The 17245-nt window shown below is 41.8% G+C and carries 14 protein-coding genes and 1 pseudogene; 5 read left to right on the top strand and 10 right to left on the bottom strand.

The annotated features are described in order from the left end of the window. Positions 1–25: 25 nt before the first annotated feature. The 5 genes from FTV14_RS03905 to hrpA form a co-directional block, all read right to left on the bottom strand. Positions 26–1741 (bottom strand): AAA family ATPase, encoded by a 1716-nt coding sequence (locus tag FTV14_RS03905; protein ID WP_180053385.1) that lies wholly within the window; start codon positions 1739–1741, stop codon positions 26–28. An 87-nt stretch (positions 1742–1828) separates the two neighbouring features. Continuing rightward, the gene (locus tag FTV14_RS03900) at positions 1829–3835 is read right to left on the bottom strand and encodes a hypothetical protein (protein ID WP_180053384.1); all 2007 of its coding nucleotides are present in this window, start codon (positions 3833–3835) and stop codon (positions 1829–1831) included. A 154-nt stretch (positions 3836–3989) separates the two neighbouring features. Continuing rightward, positions 3990–4748 (bottom strand): 1-acyl-sn-glycerol-3-phosphate acyltransferase, encoded by a 759-nt coding sequence (locus tag FTV14_RS03895; RefSeq protein WP_159124014.1) that lies wholly within the window; start codon positions 4746–4748, stop codon positions 3990–3992. Positions 4749–4762: 14 nt separating this feature from the next. After that, on the bottom strand, positions 4763–5872 hold the full coding sequence (locus tag FTV14_RS03890; protein ID WP_004784039.1) for a beta-ketoacyl-ACP synthase III: 1110 nt from the start codon (positions 5870–5872) through the stop codon (positions 4763–4765). 30 nt (positions 5873–5902) lie between these two features. After that, entirely contained in the window at positions 5903–9823 is a 3921-nt protein-coding gene (gene hrpA / locus FTV14_RS03885) for an ATP-dependent RNA helicase HrpA (RefSeq protein WP_180053383.1), read from the bottom strand. Positions 9824–10185: 362 nt separating this feature from the next. On the opposite strand from hrpA, the gene ahpC reads away from it, so the two are divergent. Together ahpC and FTV14_RS03875 are read left to right on the top strand one after the other, a co-directional pair. Continuing rightward, the gene (gene ahpC / locus FTV14_RS03880; protein WP_004784041.1) at positions 10186–10749 is read left to right on the top strand and encodes an alkyl hydroperoxide reductase subunit C; all 564 of its coding nucleotides are present in this window, start codon (positions 10186–10188) and stop codon (positions 10747–10749) included. A 293-nt stretch (positions 10750–11042) separates the two neighbouring features. Next, a complete protein-coding gene (locus FTV14_RS03875) occupies positions 11043–11249 on the top strand; it encodes a KTSC domain-containing protein (RefSeq protein WP_004784043.1) in 207 nt (68 codons plus the stop codon). A gap of 16 nt (positions 11250–11265) precedes the next feature. Here the strand turns inward: FTV14_RS03875 and FTV14_RS03870 are convergent, their stop codons facing one another. Both FTV14_RS03870 and FTV14_RS03865 read right to left on the bottom strand, forming a co-directional pair. Then, positions 11266–11856, bottom strand: coding sequence for an O-methyltransferase (locus tag FTV14_RS03870; protein ID WP_180053382.1), 591 nt, complete (start codon positions 11854–11856; stop codon positions 11266–11268). 43 nt (positions 11857–11899) lie between these two features. Next, a complete protein-coding gene (locus tag FTV14_RS03865) occupies positions 11900–12118 on the bottom strand; it encodes a DUF1653 domain-containing protein (protein WP_125279047.1) in 219 nt (72 codons plus the stop codon). 233 nt (positions 12119–12351) lie between these two features. On the opposite strand from FTV14_RS03865, the gene ahpF reads away from it, so the two are divergent. After that, positions 12352–13917 (top strand): alkyl hydroperoxide reductase subunit F, encoded by a 1566-nt coding sequence (ahpF, locus tag FTV14_RS03860; protein ID WP_180053381.1) that lies wholly within the window; start codon positions 12352–12354, stop codon positions 13915–13917. Positions 13918–13982: 65 nt separating this feature from the next. Here the strand turns inward: ahpF and FTV14_RS03855 are convergent, their stop codons facing one another. Next, positions 13983–15089, bottom strand: a complete 1107-nt coding sequence (locus FTV14_RS03855) for a serine hydrolase (protein ID WP_257219753.1) — start codon at positions 15087–15089, stop codon at positions 13983–13985. Then, positions 15066–15287: pseudogene (locus FTV14_RS15995) on the bottom strand (DUF3887 domain-containing protein); the annotation flags it as partial. The pseudogene FTV14_RS15995 and the gene FTV14_RS03855, both read right to left, overlap by 24 nt. Before the next feature lie 567 nt (positions 15288–15854). On the opposite strand from FTV14_RS15995, the gene FTV14_RS03850 reads away from it, so the two are divergent. Beyond that, complete coding sequence (locus FTV14_RS03850) at positions 15855–16103, top strand: hypothetical protein (RefSeq protein ID WP_004784054.1); 249 nt, start codon at positions 15855–15857, stop codon at positions 16101–16103. A gap of 126 nt (positions 16104–16229) precedes the next feature. Next, positions 16230–16430: a hypothetical protein gene (locus tag FTV14_RS03845; RefSeq protein WP_005236199.1), complete on the top strand. Its 201-nt coding sequence runs from the start codon at positions 16230–16232 to the stop codon at positions 16428–16430. A 5-nt stretch (positions 16431–16435) separates the two neighbouring features. On the opposite strand, the gene FTV14_RS03840 is transcribed toward FTV14_RS03845, so the two are convergent. Then, positions 16436–17074 carry a LysE family transporter gene (locus FTV14_RS03840; RefSeq protein ID WP_159124496.1) on the bottom strand — a complete coding sequence of 213 codons (639 nt, stop codon included), beginning with the start codon at positions 17072–17074 and terminating at the stop codon, positions 16436–16438. Positions 17075–17245 lie beyond the last annotated feature (171 nt).

The following is a 17245-nucleotide window of genomic DNA, read 5'->3' as shown; positions in this document are numbered from 1 at the left end:
ATACTAAAATTTAAAAACTCAAATTTTATTCCACAAACAGCAAAGCCAAACGTACCTGATCATAACCCATACGCGGACTGGTCAGTTCCACGATCGGACGTAATTTAATACTGCCGTCATCATTGAAATGATCTGAGTTTTGACGTTTAGTCAGACGCTTATAAATCTTGCGGACTTGTTCAACAACTTCCTCACCCGGATGAGCTACTGAGATATCCAGCCCTTGCTCTTTATGCAAACGTCCTAAATGATTAATAATAGTGGCAGGTGTCAAGCCACGTTCAGTGGCAATATCGGAAATCTCATAACCTTCTTCAAACAATTCACGGGTTTCATCCAAGGTTGCAGTCGCGTAGTTTTGCTTGCCACCATTTTTGGCAATTTTCTTCTCATTACGCTTGATCTCGACTTCATTCAAAGTACCACCACAATGACGGATAAAGGCCTTATGCTGTACAGTCAAATCCACGTTTTCAAAATTCGCTTCAGCTTCATCCGACAGTTCCCGAAAGCGGCGATCAGCTTTAATGGCAAGACTATCCAGTTCCAGAGCCTGTTCATTAAAGCCTTTCAAACGTAGACCATTTAAGCTTTTCAAACGGGATAATGCTACATAACCTTGACCTTTTTCAAAGGTATGGCTCAAGTCAATCTCAGCAGCTTCTAGCGTCATGCCTTGAGACTTATGAATGGTAATCGCCCAAGCCAGACGTAGTGGAATCTGCTGGAAACTGGCAATGGTTTTGCCTGCTTCATTATCCACTGACCAGATTTCAGGCTCTACAATCAGGGTAGTTCCATCTGTCAGTTTGACCTTTGGCAGAACCCCATGCTCATCATCATCTTCAAAGCCAATTACTTCGCCCAAGCTGCCATTGATATAGCCCATATCAAAGTTATTTTTCACGAACATGACCTTGGCATGTTTTTTCAGGGTTAAGGCTTCGGGTGCACGGACTGAAGACTTTAAGGTTTCAATCAGTTTTTCATTACCATCACATTGCGCATCAAACTGGCGGGGATCCTGATCAATTTCATTCAGATGCTTAAAGTTAATGCTGTCGACATCCATATTATGGGTATAGAGACGTGTATAGGTATCGCCAATATCCTGCTGACGTGTGGCCTGTAGTGCTGAACGATGTTCAGGTGAAATGGCCTGCGCACGAATGGCATTCAGAATATCATTCAGATAATCATTACCCTGACGATGCTGCTCGGTCAGATAACAAATCCGAAACTTGGCTTCAACCCAAGCATCCGACATAAAGCAGAATTTATCGCGGTTACGCTCATCATTTTTTCCAACAGGCGGTAACTGGAAAAAGTCTCCTGCAACAATGACTTGAATCCCGCCAAAAGCTTCATCGCTTTCCTTGAAATATTTTAGCACCTGATTGACCAGATTGAGCTGCTTGGCATGCAGCATAGAAATTTCATCAATAATCAGAACTTGCGCATTTTCCAAGTGTTCTTTCAGGTATTTACGCTCTTTCATCCGCTTCAGGTCTTCTTCAGACAAAAAGTCTTTGATCCCGATCCCTGCCCAAGTATGAATGGTCATGCCATTCATATGCGTTGCCGCAATACCAGTCGATGCAGTAATGGCGACCGACACCTTACGGGCTTTCAGATAATTGATATATTGATTGAGCGTATAAGTTTTCCCTGCACCCGCAGAACCGGTTAAAAAGACATTTTCCCCTGCTTTTAAGAGCTTAAGTGCAGTTTCCTGTTTCATAAAAGAGATACCGTAAAAGAACGGCTATAGCCTAACGATTTTTGCCGGAAAAGTTAAGCTTCACGGACAGAAAAGCATTGAATCAGGTCAAGCCTGCAGGTTTAACCAGTTAATAAAATGCTGGGCAATATTGATATATTCAACTTCCGCTTTTTGATTATTTGGATACTCAAGCTGGTCAAAGATGACTTGGTCATTCTGCAACTGACAGCCTAAAATCAGAGGTAATTTGATTGCAGGATGTGACATGCGAAAAGCCACATATTCACCTTCGACTATACGCTGTGCATAACTTGCAGCCAGACAGTTCCGGAATATTCTGGCCTCTTCAATAATCCGCTCTAGTGTTTTCAACTCCTCAAAACGCCAATTAAAATACAGTAGAAAATGTGCCTGTGTCAGCGGCCTCCAGCTGGCTAAAGCAAAGTCTTTTTTGAGCTTGGCAATAATTTCCTGCTTCTGAATCTGCTCATGCCAGGCAACTGCCTGCATAAATAAACTGGTCCAGCTTAAATTCTTAGGCACTTCTGTTTGAGTAGAAAAATACTCCGGCAGATAATCGCGGATATAACCGTCAAAACAGGATTCCCGCACATGCCGGGCGTGTAAATAAAAACGCTTCCTGAACTCTACAAATGGAATCTGGTTACGTTGTAGCACGTTATAAAAATTACGGTCTTGCTGAGTTTGAGGCCGAATATAAGCCAACACATCCTCAGGCAAATCACAGGTAATCTTATACAGATGCTGCATATAAGCTTGCATCACTCGGCTTAAGTTGGCATAGACCCTTTTAGTTATCTGATCATCCATTGCCACTACATCCCGCAATAATCCGATCCATTCATCCAGATATAAAATCGATGGACTAATGGCAATACGATGATCCTCAATAGCCTGACGCGTCCCTTTGAGAACAACTGTTCGATTCAGCTCATGCTCAAACCAGCAATGCTGAAGAGCATATTGATGAACATCATCAATAAACAGACGTGCTGCGATATATTGAAAATATTGCAAGGTAGCTAAAACAATCTGCGGATGAACATGATGCGTATCGATAAAGCTTAAAGCTGTTGCCGCCACCCGCACACTGCTATGTTGAATATTGCTGCTCAGCCAATCCAAAATTTCCGCAGGCTGTTTAAATAACCAGTTCACTACCCGATGACAGTCAAATAAAGGAAGTTTGGCGACTTTTTTCTGCCATAAATAAGGATTATTTTCCAGAAAATTGCGTTTGGATAGCAGATCACTCCGATGCCAGCTATCACGATTCATCAGCCGGACAAAGCCCAGTAGATGACTTTGCTCTTCGGCATGCCGATACAGCAAACGGATATCGTCAATATGGTCATTCAGTTCATGCAGATTGAACCGGTTTTCAAAGGATAAAGAGATAATCCGGTGGGTCGCTGGGTGCAGAAACTCAGGCGCACTGAAACAGAATGCATCCAGACTGTCCATCACTGACTGAATCGATAGAAACTCATCTGGCTGCAAATATTGCAAGGAAAAAATTTGCTGTAGCTGTTTTAAAACATGCGCCGGAATCTCATGTCCACTTTGAAGACAATTACTGATACAAGGCTGAGTATAAATTTCGGCTTTAATCATAAAGGAGTCGATGATTTCAGCCTGCACAAGCGACATCTGTTTTAAGCAATTAGCAACTCGGTCAGGCGCATTAACCCATATATAGACTTGATCAATAATAAGTTGACGGAGCTGTTTGGCTTTATCACGTAAAAACAGGGAATGCTGGGGCTTTAAATCGCCAGTCAGAAAGTAAATATCCTGAAAAAAAAATTCTTCCAAAGCCTCTGCTTTAGCCATCCTGGAATCAATCTGCATTTCTGCTAAGGCATGGGGACTTTCCAGATTTAAATCTTGAGGTGTATATAGCTGTATATTTAATAAGCCATTAAGCAGATCAATTCGATGCTCATCCTGATGAATCCTGAACAAATTCTGGGCATTCACATGACCAATAAGCGCCATTTGATCCAGATACAGCTGATTTAACTCAGGAAAAATACTGAGGCATTGTTCAGCGAGCTGTCTGAATGGCAGTAACAAACCCTCCTGTTCCATATTTCCCCCTTCGTTTTAACCCTATTGAGTTACAGACCTACTGAATTTCAATCCTTTAAAATCGCTTTTTCCTTTCTATTACAGAAATTGAAGCATGGTGATTTTTTAGACGATTCGATCTCAATGTAAAGCAAAGCAGGAATGATGAAAAGACCTAGACTTCATCTTGCCGACGTCTGTCAGCCAACAGTTCTAGCCCCTGATAGATCTTGTGTTGTAAATACTCACGAAAATCAATCAGATCATTCTCGTGCTGCACATGATGAATTGGCTGCCGCGGCATAAACTGAAAATAAAAAGGCAAGCGTTTGGGAAACAGATTTTTAGGTAAGGAAGGAATCACGTCACCATGACGTAATAATTTATTGAGTTGGGGAATTTTTAATAATTTTTGAAAATACTTATGTTGAATGATCTTATTGGCATCAAATCCAATCTCATAGATTTCATCACCGCCCAGTGCAGCAAAAGGGACTATATCGTATTGAAACTCTTGAGCCAGCTTAAGGAAGCCATAACGCTCTTTCCAAATCAGCTGATACTGCTCACCTTCCCGTTTCAGCACTTCACGGCCACCCCCCGGAAAGACCAGAATCGAGTAGCCTTGCTGCATGGCCGAGCGGACATAGTCCTGTATGCCATCAATAGCACCAAATTTCTTCACTGCTTCACGCCATAGCGGCACATAAAAATGGCTATGATCAGCAATACTGACCACAGCCACTTGATGTTCATTGTACAGGTAATCAATCAGCATTGGCGCATCAAAGATGCCATACATGGAATGATTACCGACATACATTGCAGGTCGACTGGCATCAATATTTTCAGCCCCTAAAAAAGTAGGCGTGAAATACAGTTTGGATAAGGCACTTAAGCGCCTGATCCATGCTGCGTCATGCTTGACCTGCAAAATATACTCCCGGCTTACGCCACGCGTTTTTGTACCAGGATTGAACCCACTGAATAGCCTGCACCAAATGAACACAGTACGCCATATTCGCCGTCTTCAACTTCATTTGCAGTACGATGTAAGGCAATAATGACACCTGCGGAAGAAGTATTGGCAAACTCATTCAGAATGATAGGTACCAGACCTGGTTTGGCATTTTCTTTACCCACTACCAGTTTTAGAATCAATTCATTCATGCTGGCATTGGCTTGGTGCAACCAGAAGCGTTTTACATCTGTAGGTGCAATATGATTTTTCTCAAGTTGAGCAGTAATCATCTTGGCAACCAGTGGACACACTTCTTTAAATACCTTACGACCGTCCTGACGGAAACGTTTGTCGTCAATATCTGCATTTTCAGACGTATTCAGGAAACCGAAGTTATTGCGGATATTGTTTGAGAACTGGGTAAATAATGATGTATCCAGAATCTCGAAACCGGTTTTAGTTTCAGTATCTTCAATGATCGATGCAGTTGCGACATCACCAAAAATAAAGTGACAGTCACGTGAACGGAAATCGGTATGTGCAGAGGTAATTTCGACATTTACCAGCAATACACGACGTGCACCTGCTTTGATGGCATCGGCAGCCTGTTTTAAACCAAAAGTTGCTGCTGAACATGCGACGTTCATGTCATACGCATAACCTTGAATACCCAGAGCAGTCTGAATTTCAATCGCAACCGCAGGATAAGCACGTTGCAGATTTGAACATGACAGGATCACAACATCGATATCTTCAGCAGTGACACCAGCATTTTCCATCGCCTGTTTTGCTGCGATCACGCCCCATTCTGCCTGAAGGGAAATTTCATCATCTGAACGTTCACGTAGATTTGGACGTAAACGTTTTGGATCGAGGATGCCAGTTTTTTCTGACACATAACGGCGTTGTACGCCTGACGCTTTTTCAATAAATTCTGCGCTAGAACCACGACGCGCATCTAATTCGCCTGCAGCGATTTTATCTGCATTTTCGTGATTATACAGTTCCACATAAGCATTTAAACTTTCAACTAACTCTTCATTGGTAATGACATCTTCCGGATGGAACAAGCCAGTACCCGTAATACGGATGCCCATGTAAAACTCCTTCTCAAAATGACCTATATCTTAACTGATTCCAAGACGTTCCCATACTTTTTGCAGGCGAGTTGGAGAAATGGGTGTTTTCGTTTTCATCGGTTGAGAAAACAATGAGATCCTTAACTCCTCAACCATAAAATACAATTCTTTAAGGCGAGCGTCATTTTTAAACTTAAATAATTTTTCCATCCACGGATCAATTTGGTCAATGGCGGAATCATCCCTCTGTAGGTTATTTGGCAAGCGCTCTAAACGCAAGATCAGGGCTTTCAAATAACGTGGAAATTCTGACCATACGTCGGAAGGTTTCCGATAAACGAAGTCAGAAAGACTCATCAAATCAAGCTGATCCTCAATATCATCAATATTTTTTCCAAATATAGATGGGTCTAAAACCAGTAATTTACGACGAATTTCCTGCCACTGGATATAAATATCCGTGATTTCTTTCAGTGCAGTCTGGCCATGAGTCAGGAAAGATTTTTTTACATCCTCTACCAACTTTTGGAACTCTTGCATATTGACAGGCAGCTCATTAATTGACAGGTGGAGTGTGGCATAAACTAACATTTGCTCCAGTTGGGCCTTATCGCCAAGCGGTGAATATGCCAGTGCCAGCGGTTTGGAAATCTGTTTTTTCAGCTGACGCACCAGATCTCCGAGCTGCATATGCACCAGCCGAATGATCCCTTCACGATGCTGTTTGACGGCTTCAGCCTGATCATTAAAGGTCTGAATCACGACACCAGATTCATCTTTCTGTTCCAGTGCAGCAAAGTCTTTGGTAGGAACCAGTGCCTGATATTGCTTAACGACTACACCCGTCACTTTCTGCGATGCTTCAAAGACAAAGTTTTCCGGGAAGGTTTTAAATTCACCTTTTAACTGTTTCACCGGGCTATGAGTTTCAGTACGGCAACGGGCTTTTAGCTCGGCCAGATCACGGCCTTGTTCAATCACGTGACCTTTTTCATCTATCACCTTGATCAAAGGCAAGAGATATTGCTCAACCCGATCCAGACTAAAATCTTTTTCTGTAATCTGCTCGCCACGCAACTGGAAAGCCAGAAAACTGAAAATATGCTCACGTAAATTGACTGCATCAATACGGGCTGCCAGCTTTTTCGCAGTATCTGGAATCGGCACCAGACTACGGCGTTTATCTTTAGGCAAAGTCTTTAATAAAGCTTCGATCAGCTCCAGACGCCAGCCCGGAATCCCCCATGACCAGATATTTTCATCGACCTGCGGCAAAGCCTGCAGCGGAATTTTAACCGTTGCACCATCTTCATCATGACTTGGGTCAAAACGGTAACTGGTCGCCAGGCGCAATTCACCATTACGTAAATAATCCGGAAACTGTTGTGTGGTCGGACGATCATTCAGCCACAGCGCATCATCATCAATAAACAGATAACGTGGATCATGTGGCTCTACTGTCGCACGCCAGTCTTCAAAACTGCGGCGACTGGCTACTTCAGGTGGTACTTTGGAGGCATAGAACTGGTAAATGGTTTCTTCATCCACCACCAGATCACGACGGCGCAGTTTGTCTTCGACCCGTTCCACTTCTTCCAGTTTCAGCAGATTATGCTTCAGGAATGGTGGATTAATACCGAGATTGCCAGTAGTCAGTGCATCACGCAGGAAGATTTCATGCGCAGCAGGCTGATCCACTTTCTCATAATTGACCGGACGTTTCGGCTCGATGATCAGACCGAATAACGAAATCTGATCATAGGCATTGACTACACCCGCTTTTTTCGACCAGTGCGGTTCGAAATAATGATGTTTCAGCAAGTCACGTGCAGCCAGCAAAATCCATTCCGGCTCAATCTTCGCCAAGGTCCGTAAATACACTTGTGAGGTTTCGACCATTTCAAAAGCCATCACCCACGGTGTATTGGTCTTGTGTAGCGTTGATGCCGGGAAAATTCGTGCTTTCTGCTGACGGACTGCCATAAATACATTTCGTTCATCAGTCTTGTTAGCAATAAAAGACAGTAAGCCAGTCAATAAAGCGCGATGCAGATTTTCATAACTGGCTTTCTTTTCATTAAAGGACAGTTTTAAGCCTTTAGCCAGATCCACCAGCTGCTCATGAGTTTTCTTCCATTCACGCAGACGTAACCAGCTCAGGAAATGATTCCGTGCAAAAGTACGACGTTTGTTTTCGCTCATACTTTCACGGTTGTTATGCAGGGTATCCCAGAGCTTGATATAAAACAGGAAATCTGAATCTGCTTCACGGAACAAGGCATGTTTCTGATCAGCCTGCATCTGCTTATCCGCAGGACGTTCACGTGGGTCTTGTACTGCCAGCGCCGCGACAATCACCAAAGCTTCATTCAGTGCACCAAAATGGGCACCGCCAAGAATCATTCGCGCCAGACGTGGATCAATTGGCATTTTTGCCATTTGCTGACCGATCTTGGTTAATCCCCCTTGTGTTCCCCCTTTATTAAAGGGGGAAGAAGTTCCCGACTGCTTTTCGTCGGCAACTTTAGGGAGATTTTTCTCTGTCATTGCCCCAAGCTCAATCAAGAGCTTGCGACCATCATTGACCAGGCGGTGATCTGGTGGCTCAATGAAATCAAAATCTTCCAGTGAACCTAGGCCCAGACTTTGCATCTGTAAAATAACGGATGCCAGATTGGTCCGTTTAATCTCAGGTTCGGTAAATTCAGGACGACTTAAAAAGTCCTCTTCACTGTACAGACGAACACAGACGCCTGGCGCAATACGGCCACAACGGCCTTTACGCTGATTGGCAGCAGCTTGAGAAACCGCTTCGATCGGTAAACGCTGCACCCGTGAACGATAGTTATAACGGGAAATACGGGCAAAACCGCTATCAATCACATAACGAATATTCGGAACAGTTAATGCTGTTTCTGCTACGTTGGTGGCGATAATAATCCGTCGACCGCCGCCCGATGGATTAAAGATTTTTTGCTGTTCAGCCAGTGCCAGACGCGCATACAAAGGAAGTACTTCAGTATGGCGTGGACCATGCTTGATCAAGGTTTCCTGCAGTTCACGAATTTCCTGTTCGGTACTGGCAAAAATCAGGATATCAGCATGTTCCGGATGACCTTTTTCCTGTGCATCCTGAAAACATTCTTCTACTGCTGCAACCACTGCGCGTGGCAGATTTTCTTCAAAATCATCAAATTCGTCGTCATCACTGCCGACAATGCTCATTTCAGAAATTGGACGATAACGCACTTCTACCGGATAGCTACGTCCTTCCACTTCATAGATCGGCGCACCATTGAAGTAGTTACTAAAACGGTTTATGTCCAGCGTTGCCGAGGTAATGATCACTTTTAAATCTTTACGACGCGGCAACAGCTGCTTGAGATAACCCATGATGAAATCGATATTCAGCGAGCGTTCATGGGCTTCATCAATAATGATGGTGTCGTATTTGGTCAGGAACCGGTCATTGGCCAACTCTGCCAATAAAATACCATCCGTCATCAAACGGACGATCGAATCCTGTGAGCCCTGTTCATTAAAACGGACTTTAAAGGAAATTGATTCACCCAGTTTCTCGCCAACTTCTTCTGCAATACGCTGTGAGACGCTACGCGCAGCTAGACGACGTGGCTGGGTATGGCCAATCAGACCAGTCAGGCCTCGACCTGCCAGCATGGCGATTTGTGGTAATTGCGTAGTTTTACCGGAACCGGTTTCACCAGCCACAATAATGACCTGATGTTGCTGGATCGCTTCAATCAGCTTGTCTGCATACTGGGTAACAGGCAGATCCTGATTCAGCTTGATATTGGGAATGCGTTCGATACGCTGCATGACTTTGGCATGCGATTTTTCAAATAATTCTTGATATTGCTTTTGGTTGGCATCTTTACCTTTTTGGAGTCGATTTAAACGATGACGGTCACGCGCCATAACGAGCTGATCTACATTTAAAGGACTCTGCACTGAGAAAACACCTGATATAAAAAAAGACAATAGGCAGCTATTTTACGCTGTATTGCCCCTAAGCGAAAGAACGGCCATTTTGAATATTTTTATAATTTTTTAATTTTTGCCCTTGAATTTTACTGCTTGCGGCATCATGTCTGAAGAGGCATTAAATCGGGGTGAGTCTTGTCATGATGTATTCACCATTCTACGGTTGAATCATTTATATCAAGAGCAATGCTGTTTGTGCTGATGGTGTTTTATTTTTAGCTTAATTCGGTTTTTCCGATGTATGTTATGTAAAAATACTGTTTCAGCAAGAAAAATAATTTCTGTACCCTATTGGAAATTAAATACAAACCTCAATCATGGAGACAATGATGAGCTTAATTAATACTGAAGTTAAACCGTTCAAAACAACTGCGTTCCAAAATGGTAAATTCATCGAAGTAACAGAAGCTGACCTTAAAGGTAAATGGTCTGTAGTATTCTTCTACCCAGCTGACTTCACTTTCGTTTGCCCAACTGAACTTGGCGACCTTGCTGACAACTACGAAGAATTCAAAAAATTAGGCGTTGAAATCTACTCAGTTTCTACTGACACTCACTTCACTCACAAAGCTTGGCACGATTCTTCTGAAGAAATCAAAAAAATCCAATATGTAATGGTTGGCGATCCTACTTGGACTCTTGCTAAAAACTTCGACGTATTAATCGAAGCTGACGGCCTTGCTGACCGTGGTACTTTCGTGATCGATCCAGAAGGTAAAATCCAAATCGTTGAAATCAACGCTGGCGGTATCGGTCGTGATGCTCAAGAACTTCTTCGTAAAGTTAAAGCAGCTCAATATGTACACGCTCACCCAGGCGAAGTTTGCCCAGCTAAATGGAAAGAAGGCGACGCAACTCTTGCTCCTTCAATCGACCTAGTTGGTAAAATCTAATCTGTATTAGATTGAACTGATTTAAAAAAACCACGCTTTTAGCGTGGTTTTTTATTTGAACATTTATTTGATTGCTCTATTGGCCAAACGTTTTATTTTCCCTTTTCTTCTATCTAAAGCCATCCTACCAAATCTTTATTTTTCACTTTAAAGATCATATAAAAATCAGGCATGCATATTGCATCCTCTTCATAACAATCCCCTACTTATGCTTACAATTCAGTTATACATCTTCAATGTCAGTTGGCATAAGTTCAAGACATAAGATAATAATATTCAGTGGAGGAAAACGTATGCAAAAACTGCTAACCGTGATCTCATGGGCTTATAGTCCTTCTAGCCGCCACCTGAAAATCATTTATAGCAATGGCGATATAGAGCTCTACCATCCTGTTCCCGAATTTGTTTATGACAACCTGTTAAGACGACAAGATAAAATGGCCTTTGTACAGAAATATCTTGAATACAACTTACATTTTGACCGGGTTTGCCTGTTTTAATTTAACTAATTTCTGCTTAACGATAAGTCACTATGAGTAAGCCAGCTCCAATCGGCAACGTACTCATGATAAAACCTGAATCCTGCTGGATGAGCTGAATAAATTCTTCTACTTCTGTAGCATGTGAAATCACATTATCCACCAGTAATACTCCACCTTTTGGCTTGAGTAATCGGGCCAAATGGGTCCAATAATCCACATAAGCATCACGTTCCGCATCTAACAATATAAAATCAAATACGTCCTGCTCAGCTTGCAGATAATACAAGGCATCTGTCACTTTAAAATCAATCAAATCCTTTAAGCCTAGCTGATTTGCATACTGCTCGGCCTGCGCAACTCTTTCTGCATCTATTTCTAATGTTGTAATCATCGCTTGACTCTGCCGGGCAGCTTCGGCCAGCCATAAAGTGGAATAGCCTGTAGAAGTCCCAATTTCCAGAATACGTTTGGACTGCTGGGCACGAATGAGTAATGATAAAAATCGGCCTGATTCAGGCTCAATATTTCGATAGCGTTGCAGACGTTCAGTTTGCTGAAGATCATGCGCATGAAAGGTCTTATACAGTTCCTGCATAAAACTTTCAAAATGTTGTAATTGATTCATTGCTCTTCTCTGAGGTGATCTAAATAATTTTTTTATGGATTGATTAAAGTGCCTGAACCAATTTAAAGCGTTCTACTTCACGATCATCACTGGTACTAATACTTTCCGTAAACATGGATAGCGGTCGAACCCAAATCGAATAGTCACCATAAAGGCATTGATAAACCACCAGCTTTTCCTCCGTTTCACTATGCGTTGCCACATGCAGAACCTGATAAAGCTTGCCCTTATAATGTTGATAAATACCGCGTTGTAATTCCATCGTTCAACTCTCAAATGCAGAATTCCAATCTTAACTGAAAAAGACCAATCACACTTTAAACTACTTGAAAATTCATGCTAAGCACCCAGATATAAGCTTGAAATTAATCATGAATTTTTCAATACATTTGCAAAACCGATTAAATTTATAAAAACAAACTGTTTTATCTATTTATCGATTTAGCTTAGTATTTACTTATCGAATGAATTCTTACTCCTTTGGAGACGTTAGCAATGTTAGATCAAAATACTTTAGCTCAATTAAAAACACTACTTGAACGTTTGGAAGGCCCGATTGAATTAGTGGCAACTCTGGATGGCTCTGACAAATCAGCCAAAATCAAAGAACTGGTTGAGGAAATCGCCCAGCTTTCTGATCTAGTGACTGCCCGTTTTGACGGTACCAACAAACGTGCACCAAGCTTTGGTGTGGCAAAAGCCGGTGAACAGCCTCGTGTGTTCTTTGCAGGCTTGCCGATGGGTCATGAGTTTACTTCCCTGATTCTGGCATTGTTACAAACTTCAGGCTATGCACCAAAAGTCTCTGCCGAAGTTCTGGAATCAATTAAAGGTTTGGGGATCAAATCTGACTTTGATGTATTCGTATCACTCAGCTGTCATAACTGTCCGGATGTCGTTCAGGCATTGAACCTGATTGCCATCTATAACCCGGGTACAACAGCAACCATGATCGATGGTGCTTTCTTTCAGGACGAAGTGGAAGAACGCAAAATCATGGCCGTACCAATGGTCTTCCAGGACAATGAACATATCGGTCAGGGTCGTATGACACTGGAAGAAATCATTGCCAAATTGGATACCAATGCCGCAGCCAAAGACGTGGAAAAACTCAATGCCAAAGACGCATTTGATGTCCTAGTGATCGGTGGTGGACCTGCAGGGAATACTGCAGCGATCTATGCAGCACGTAAAGGCATCAAAACTGGGATCGTGGCTGAACGTATGGGCGGTCAGGTGATGGATACCATGGACATCGAAAACTATACCTCAGTGCAAAAAACTCAAGGTCCGAAATTTGCTGCGGAGATGGAAGCACACGTTCGTGAATACGGTGTTGATATCATGAACCTGCAACGTGTTTCTGACATCAAAGGTGCAGATCGCACAGCCAATGGTCTGGTAGAAGTGACTTTAGAAAATGGTGCGAAACTTGAATCTAAAACTGTGATTTTATCTACCGGTGCACGCTGGAGAGAGATGAACGTTCCGGGTGAAGCAGAATACAAAACTCGTGGTGTAGCGTACTGCCCACACTGTGACGGTCCATTGTTCAAAGGTAAACGTGTAGCGGTAATTGGTGGTGGTAACTCCGGTGTAGAAGCTGCGATTGACCTTGCAGGTATTGTTGAGCATGTAACGCTGGTTGAGTTCGATACTAAACTTCGTGCGGATCAGGTATTGCAGGACAAACTGAACAGCTTGCCAAATACGACTGTGATCAAAAATGCACTTTCTACCGAAGTGATCGGTGATGGTTCACAAGTCACAGCGTTGAAATACAAAGACCGTGCAACTGATGAAGAGCACACTGTTGAATTGGCAGGTATCTTCGTTCAGATCGGTTTGTTGCCGAACACTGACTTCCTGAAAGGAACCGATGTTGAGCTAACTAACCGTGGTGAGATTGTGATTAACGAGCGCAATGAAACCAATGTCAAAGGTGTGTTTGCTGCAGGTGACTGTACTACTGTTCCTTACAAACAGATCATCATCGCGACTGGTGAAGGTGCCAAAGCATCATTATCTGCCTTTGATTACATCATTCGCTCTGGTCAGTAAGATTTAAAATTCATGAATTAAAAAAGCCCGCGCAATGCGGGCTTTTTTTATATCTTAAAGATATCTTAAAGCTGACTTATTCCTGTAAAAGTTGAGCAGCCAGTTTTTTCAATATTTCCCATTTCAGGATGTACAGCAGCGACATTGGCTAAAATCGTCACTGCCTTTTTCTTGTTTAAATCAATCATCAAAATAGCAGAATGCCCTGCGGTATTTCCCCCATGCCAGATGATTTTGGTGCCATTTTCCTGTTCTCGCACAAACCAGCCCAATCCCAATTGGTAGCTACCTACTTGTTCTGTGGTTGCTTGCTGAGTTAATTGTACTGCCGCATTTTTTGCATCGAGTTGAGCTTGTGCAAATCTGGTTAAATCTGAAGCTGTAGAGAGTACACCGCCCGCAGGTAAAAAGGTATCAAATGCCCAGGTGGTGATTTCTTTTCCTTGGGCATCAAATGCAGACACAAGTTGCTTAGCTGCTTGATCAGGCGAGGTATAGCTATGTTTCATCCCATACTTTTTAAAGACATATTCATTGAGTAACTCAGCAAAATCCTTATTTTGCGATTGACTCAAACTCTGTCCCAATAAAGCCACAGCCAAATTAGAATAATGTGGCACTTTTCCACTGTTATTTGCATGTTCAAGCTCTAAGGAATTTTTTAAATATTCTTCCAGTTTAGCTGCATGATATTCCTTATATTGATCAGTATCATCATCTACTTCCAAATTACTCGGTAGTCGTGGCAGTCCAGACGTATGATTGGCTAAATCCTGAAAGCGAATCTGGATATTGCCCTTGAATGGAAAGGCATAATAAGGATTAATCTTGTCATCCAGTTTAATTTTATTTTGTGTCACCAATTCAGCCAATATAGTTGATGTCATTACTTTGGTCAGAGAACCAATTGCTAAGACTTTATCCTGATTGGCCTTGGCCAGGATTTTGTCCTTATGTTTCTGTACCCCATAGTAATGGGGTTTGTCCTGATCTAATACCGCTATCGCTACTTGAGTTTGTTCTGGAAAAGTACGAGTAGCCTGATAAATTTTCTCTGCAATCGCTTTTGGATAGCCTTGAATAGCATTGACTGTCTTATTATTTGCTGCAGTAGATTCGATATAGGGCGTAAATAAAAGGCCGGAAATCTGTTGATCATTATTCAAACTCATGCTGAGTTTCAGACGGTCTTTTTCAAAGTTGGCCTTATAGACTGCAGTCTCTTTACCTTTAGACTCTATATACTCAAGACTTTGTATTTTGCCGAGTTGCTGCTGTAAGTCTTTAGAGACTTTTTCAAACATATTTAAAGGAATCGCCTTTTTCGCTTCAGGTGAAAACTTTTCAAAAATTGCTGCATAATTTTGCGCATTAAAATCCTGCTAAAACTGGGCAATAACTTCCTTTTCAATATCCGATTGTGCATAAAGACTGCTCATATAGAGCAAGGATGATAAAAACAGTGATATTTTCTTCATGAGATCAGTATTGTTCCTTAAGTTTATAATGCACTTTCATAAAAATTATTGAAATTAAAAATTTTTATAGACTTAATACAGTGCAACGAATAGTTAAAAAATAAGCAAAATATATTCCATATCATTCTATTTTTTAGGGCAGATCAATTCATCTAAGTTTTTGCCCTGTCTATTTCCCATTTTATACTTGTTGTTCTTAAGCTCCACTCGAACTGGTTCAAAAATTGCTTATGAATTGATAGATAGCATAGTTAATTATTCCAGAGAAATTTCTCGGAATAACTTAATGATGTTATGTACTTAGCCAATTATTATTTGTTTTCCTCACTGAGACTTGGGTAACTTTTTGTTATATGACTTGTCAGCGTCTAATTGCATCATTAACATGACATGCAGACCTGAAATAAAAGTCCGTGAAAGATAACAAAAAAAATATCAGAAATGTAATGGAGCTTAGCAATGTACTATCAATATCACTGTGCGTGCTGCGATAAAGTTGTGGAAGCTGGCCAAAAAGAATGTCATGCCTGTGGCTCACATAATATTCGCAGCCCTTATGGTTTTTGGATTTTATGTCTGGTGGCCTGTCTGGTTACTGCAATCGCGTTCAAGGTAATGCATGTTTATATCCAGTCACAGCAGCAGGAAGTGCCAGCTCAGTCGTCTTTATTTGATGTGCTGCAACAAGATAATAAACGTCCGCGCTAATTTTTTATCCTCCAGCAAGACCTGACTTGGATCAGGTCTTTTTTATGCGTTTTTAACTTGAATATGAAACGCTGCCAGAATAGAAAATTTGAATTACAATAAGTCATCTTGCAGTGAGAGATGAAAATGGTTCAGTTAATTAAAAAAGGCGGCTTACGTGAGCGTGCCAATCGCAGTCGCAGTTATCAGGGTTCGGAAAATACTGAGGCCACTCTTAAACCGAATCGTTATCAGTCTCCAGTGCAGAAACAGGATCATCCAGTTTCTGACGCTTCCGCTGCACAGCAGCTTTCTAACGAAAACTCCTCTGTCACTCCATCAAATTAAGATTTTTAGTTCATTAGAACTAGTGCGTCATACCATAACCAGACTGCAAAAATCAGGAATAATCCGCCTGAAATCATATCGATATAACTTCCTGATCGCTGGTAAGCCTCTTTAATTTTGGGATGGGAAATTAATAGCATCAGTAAAGTAAAAGTAATAAATGTTTGCAGCGGAATAATCACTGCCAGTTGCGCTTTTAAATAATCAGAAGCTGATGAACTCAGTGCAAGTGAAAATACGCTACTGAAATAGATCAGGGTTTTAGGATTCGACAGATTAGTCAATAAACCCTGCATAAAATAACTTTTTGGTGCTTCTACCGTATTTAAATCATCTTGAGTTTGATGTCTGTTCTGAAAACTTTGCCAGCCACTTTTTAGCATGGCCCAGCCCATTTTGGCCAAAAATAGCCCACCGATGACCATCAATACTTGCTGAATCCAGGGAAACTGATCGATCAGTACGGTAAAGCCAGCTAGCGTCAATATCACCCAAACCACGATCCCCGCTGAAATTCCGGCAATCACCTTTAAGGCATTCATACGTGTCGTAGAAGCAGCACTTTTTGCGATAAGTAAAATGTCAGGACCCGGGCTTAATTGAGCAACAAAATGCAGAAAACAGATGGTAAAAAGCAAGGACATTTAAAAAAGATCAAATGGTAAAAAAACTATTATAACTTTTGTTTCTCTGTACACGACAAATTTCACAGAACCCTTATCCTATCAGGATTCTGCTTTCTTAAAATTGCCAAAATTTCCTTAAACTCTTCTTTTTTCCCAAAACCAATTAAACGCTGAATCGCCATTTGAACA

It is taken from the genome of Acinetobacter sp. YH12236 (assembly GCF_013417645.1).
GTDB lineage: Bacteria > Pseudomonadota > Gammaproteobacteria > Pseudomonadales > Moraxellaceae > Acinetobacter.
The sequence above is the reverse complement of the archived record's forward strand: the minus strand, read 5'-3'. Positions and strand labels throughout refer to the sequence as shown.

What these genes read in the sequence shown, in the direction of transcription:
- FTV14_RS03905 (WP_180053385.1), bottom strand. Translation starts at nt 1,741, where the DNA reads ATGAAACAGGAAACTGCACTTAAGCTCTTAAAAGCAGGGGAAAATGTC.
- FTV14_RS03900 (WP_180053384.1), bottom strand. Translation starts at nt 3,835, where the DNA reads ATGGAACAGGAGGGTTTGTTACTGCCATTCAGACAGCTCGCTGAACAA.
- FTV14_RS03890 (WP_004784039.1), bottom strand. Translation starts at nt 5,872, where the DNA reads ATGGGCATCCGTATTACGGGTACTGGCTTGTTCCATCCGGAAGATGTC.
- ahpC (WP_004784041.1), top strand. Translation starts at nt 10,186, where the DNA reads ATGAGCTTAATTAATACTGAAGTTAAACCGTTCAAAACAACTGCGTTC.
- FTV14_RS03875 (WP_004784043.1), top strand. Translation starts at nt 11,043, where the DNA reads ATGCAAAAACTGCTAACCGTGATCTCATGGGCTTATAGTCCTTCTAGC.
- FTV14_RS03870 (WP_180053382.1), bottom strand. Translation starts at nt 11,856, where the DNA reads ATGAATCAATTACAACATTTTGAAAGTTTTATGCAGGAACTGTATAAG.
- FTV14_RS03865 (WP_125279047.1), bottom strand. Translation starts at nt 12,118, where the DNA reads ATGGAATTACAACGCGGTATTTATCAACATTATAAGGGCAAGCTTTAT.
- ahpF (WP_180053381.1), top strand. Translation starts at nt 12,352, where the DNA reads ATGTTAGATCAAAATACTTTAGCTCAATTAAAAACACTACTTGAACGT.
- FTV14_RS03855 (WP_257219753.1), bottom strand. Translation starts at nt 15,089, where the DNA reads ATGAGTTTGAATAATGATCAACAGATTTCCGGCCTTTTATTTACGCCC.
- FTV14_RS03850 (WP_004784054.1), top strand. Translation starts at nt 15,855, where the DNA reads ATGTACTATCAATATCACTGTGCGTGCTGCGATAAAGTTGTGGAAGCT.
- FTV14_RS03845 (WP_005236199.1), top strand. Translation starts at nt 16,230, where the DNA reads ATGGTTCAGTTAATTAAAAAAGGCGGCTTACGTGAGCGTGCCAATCGC.
- FTV14_RS03840 (WP_159124496.1), bottom strand. Translation starts at nt 17,074, where the DNA reads ATGTCCTTGCTTTTTACCATCTGTTTTCTGCATTTTGTTGCTCAATTA.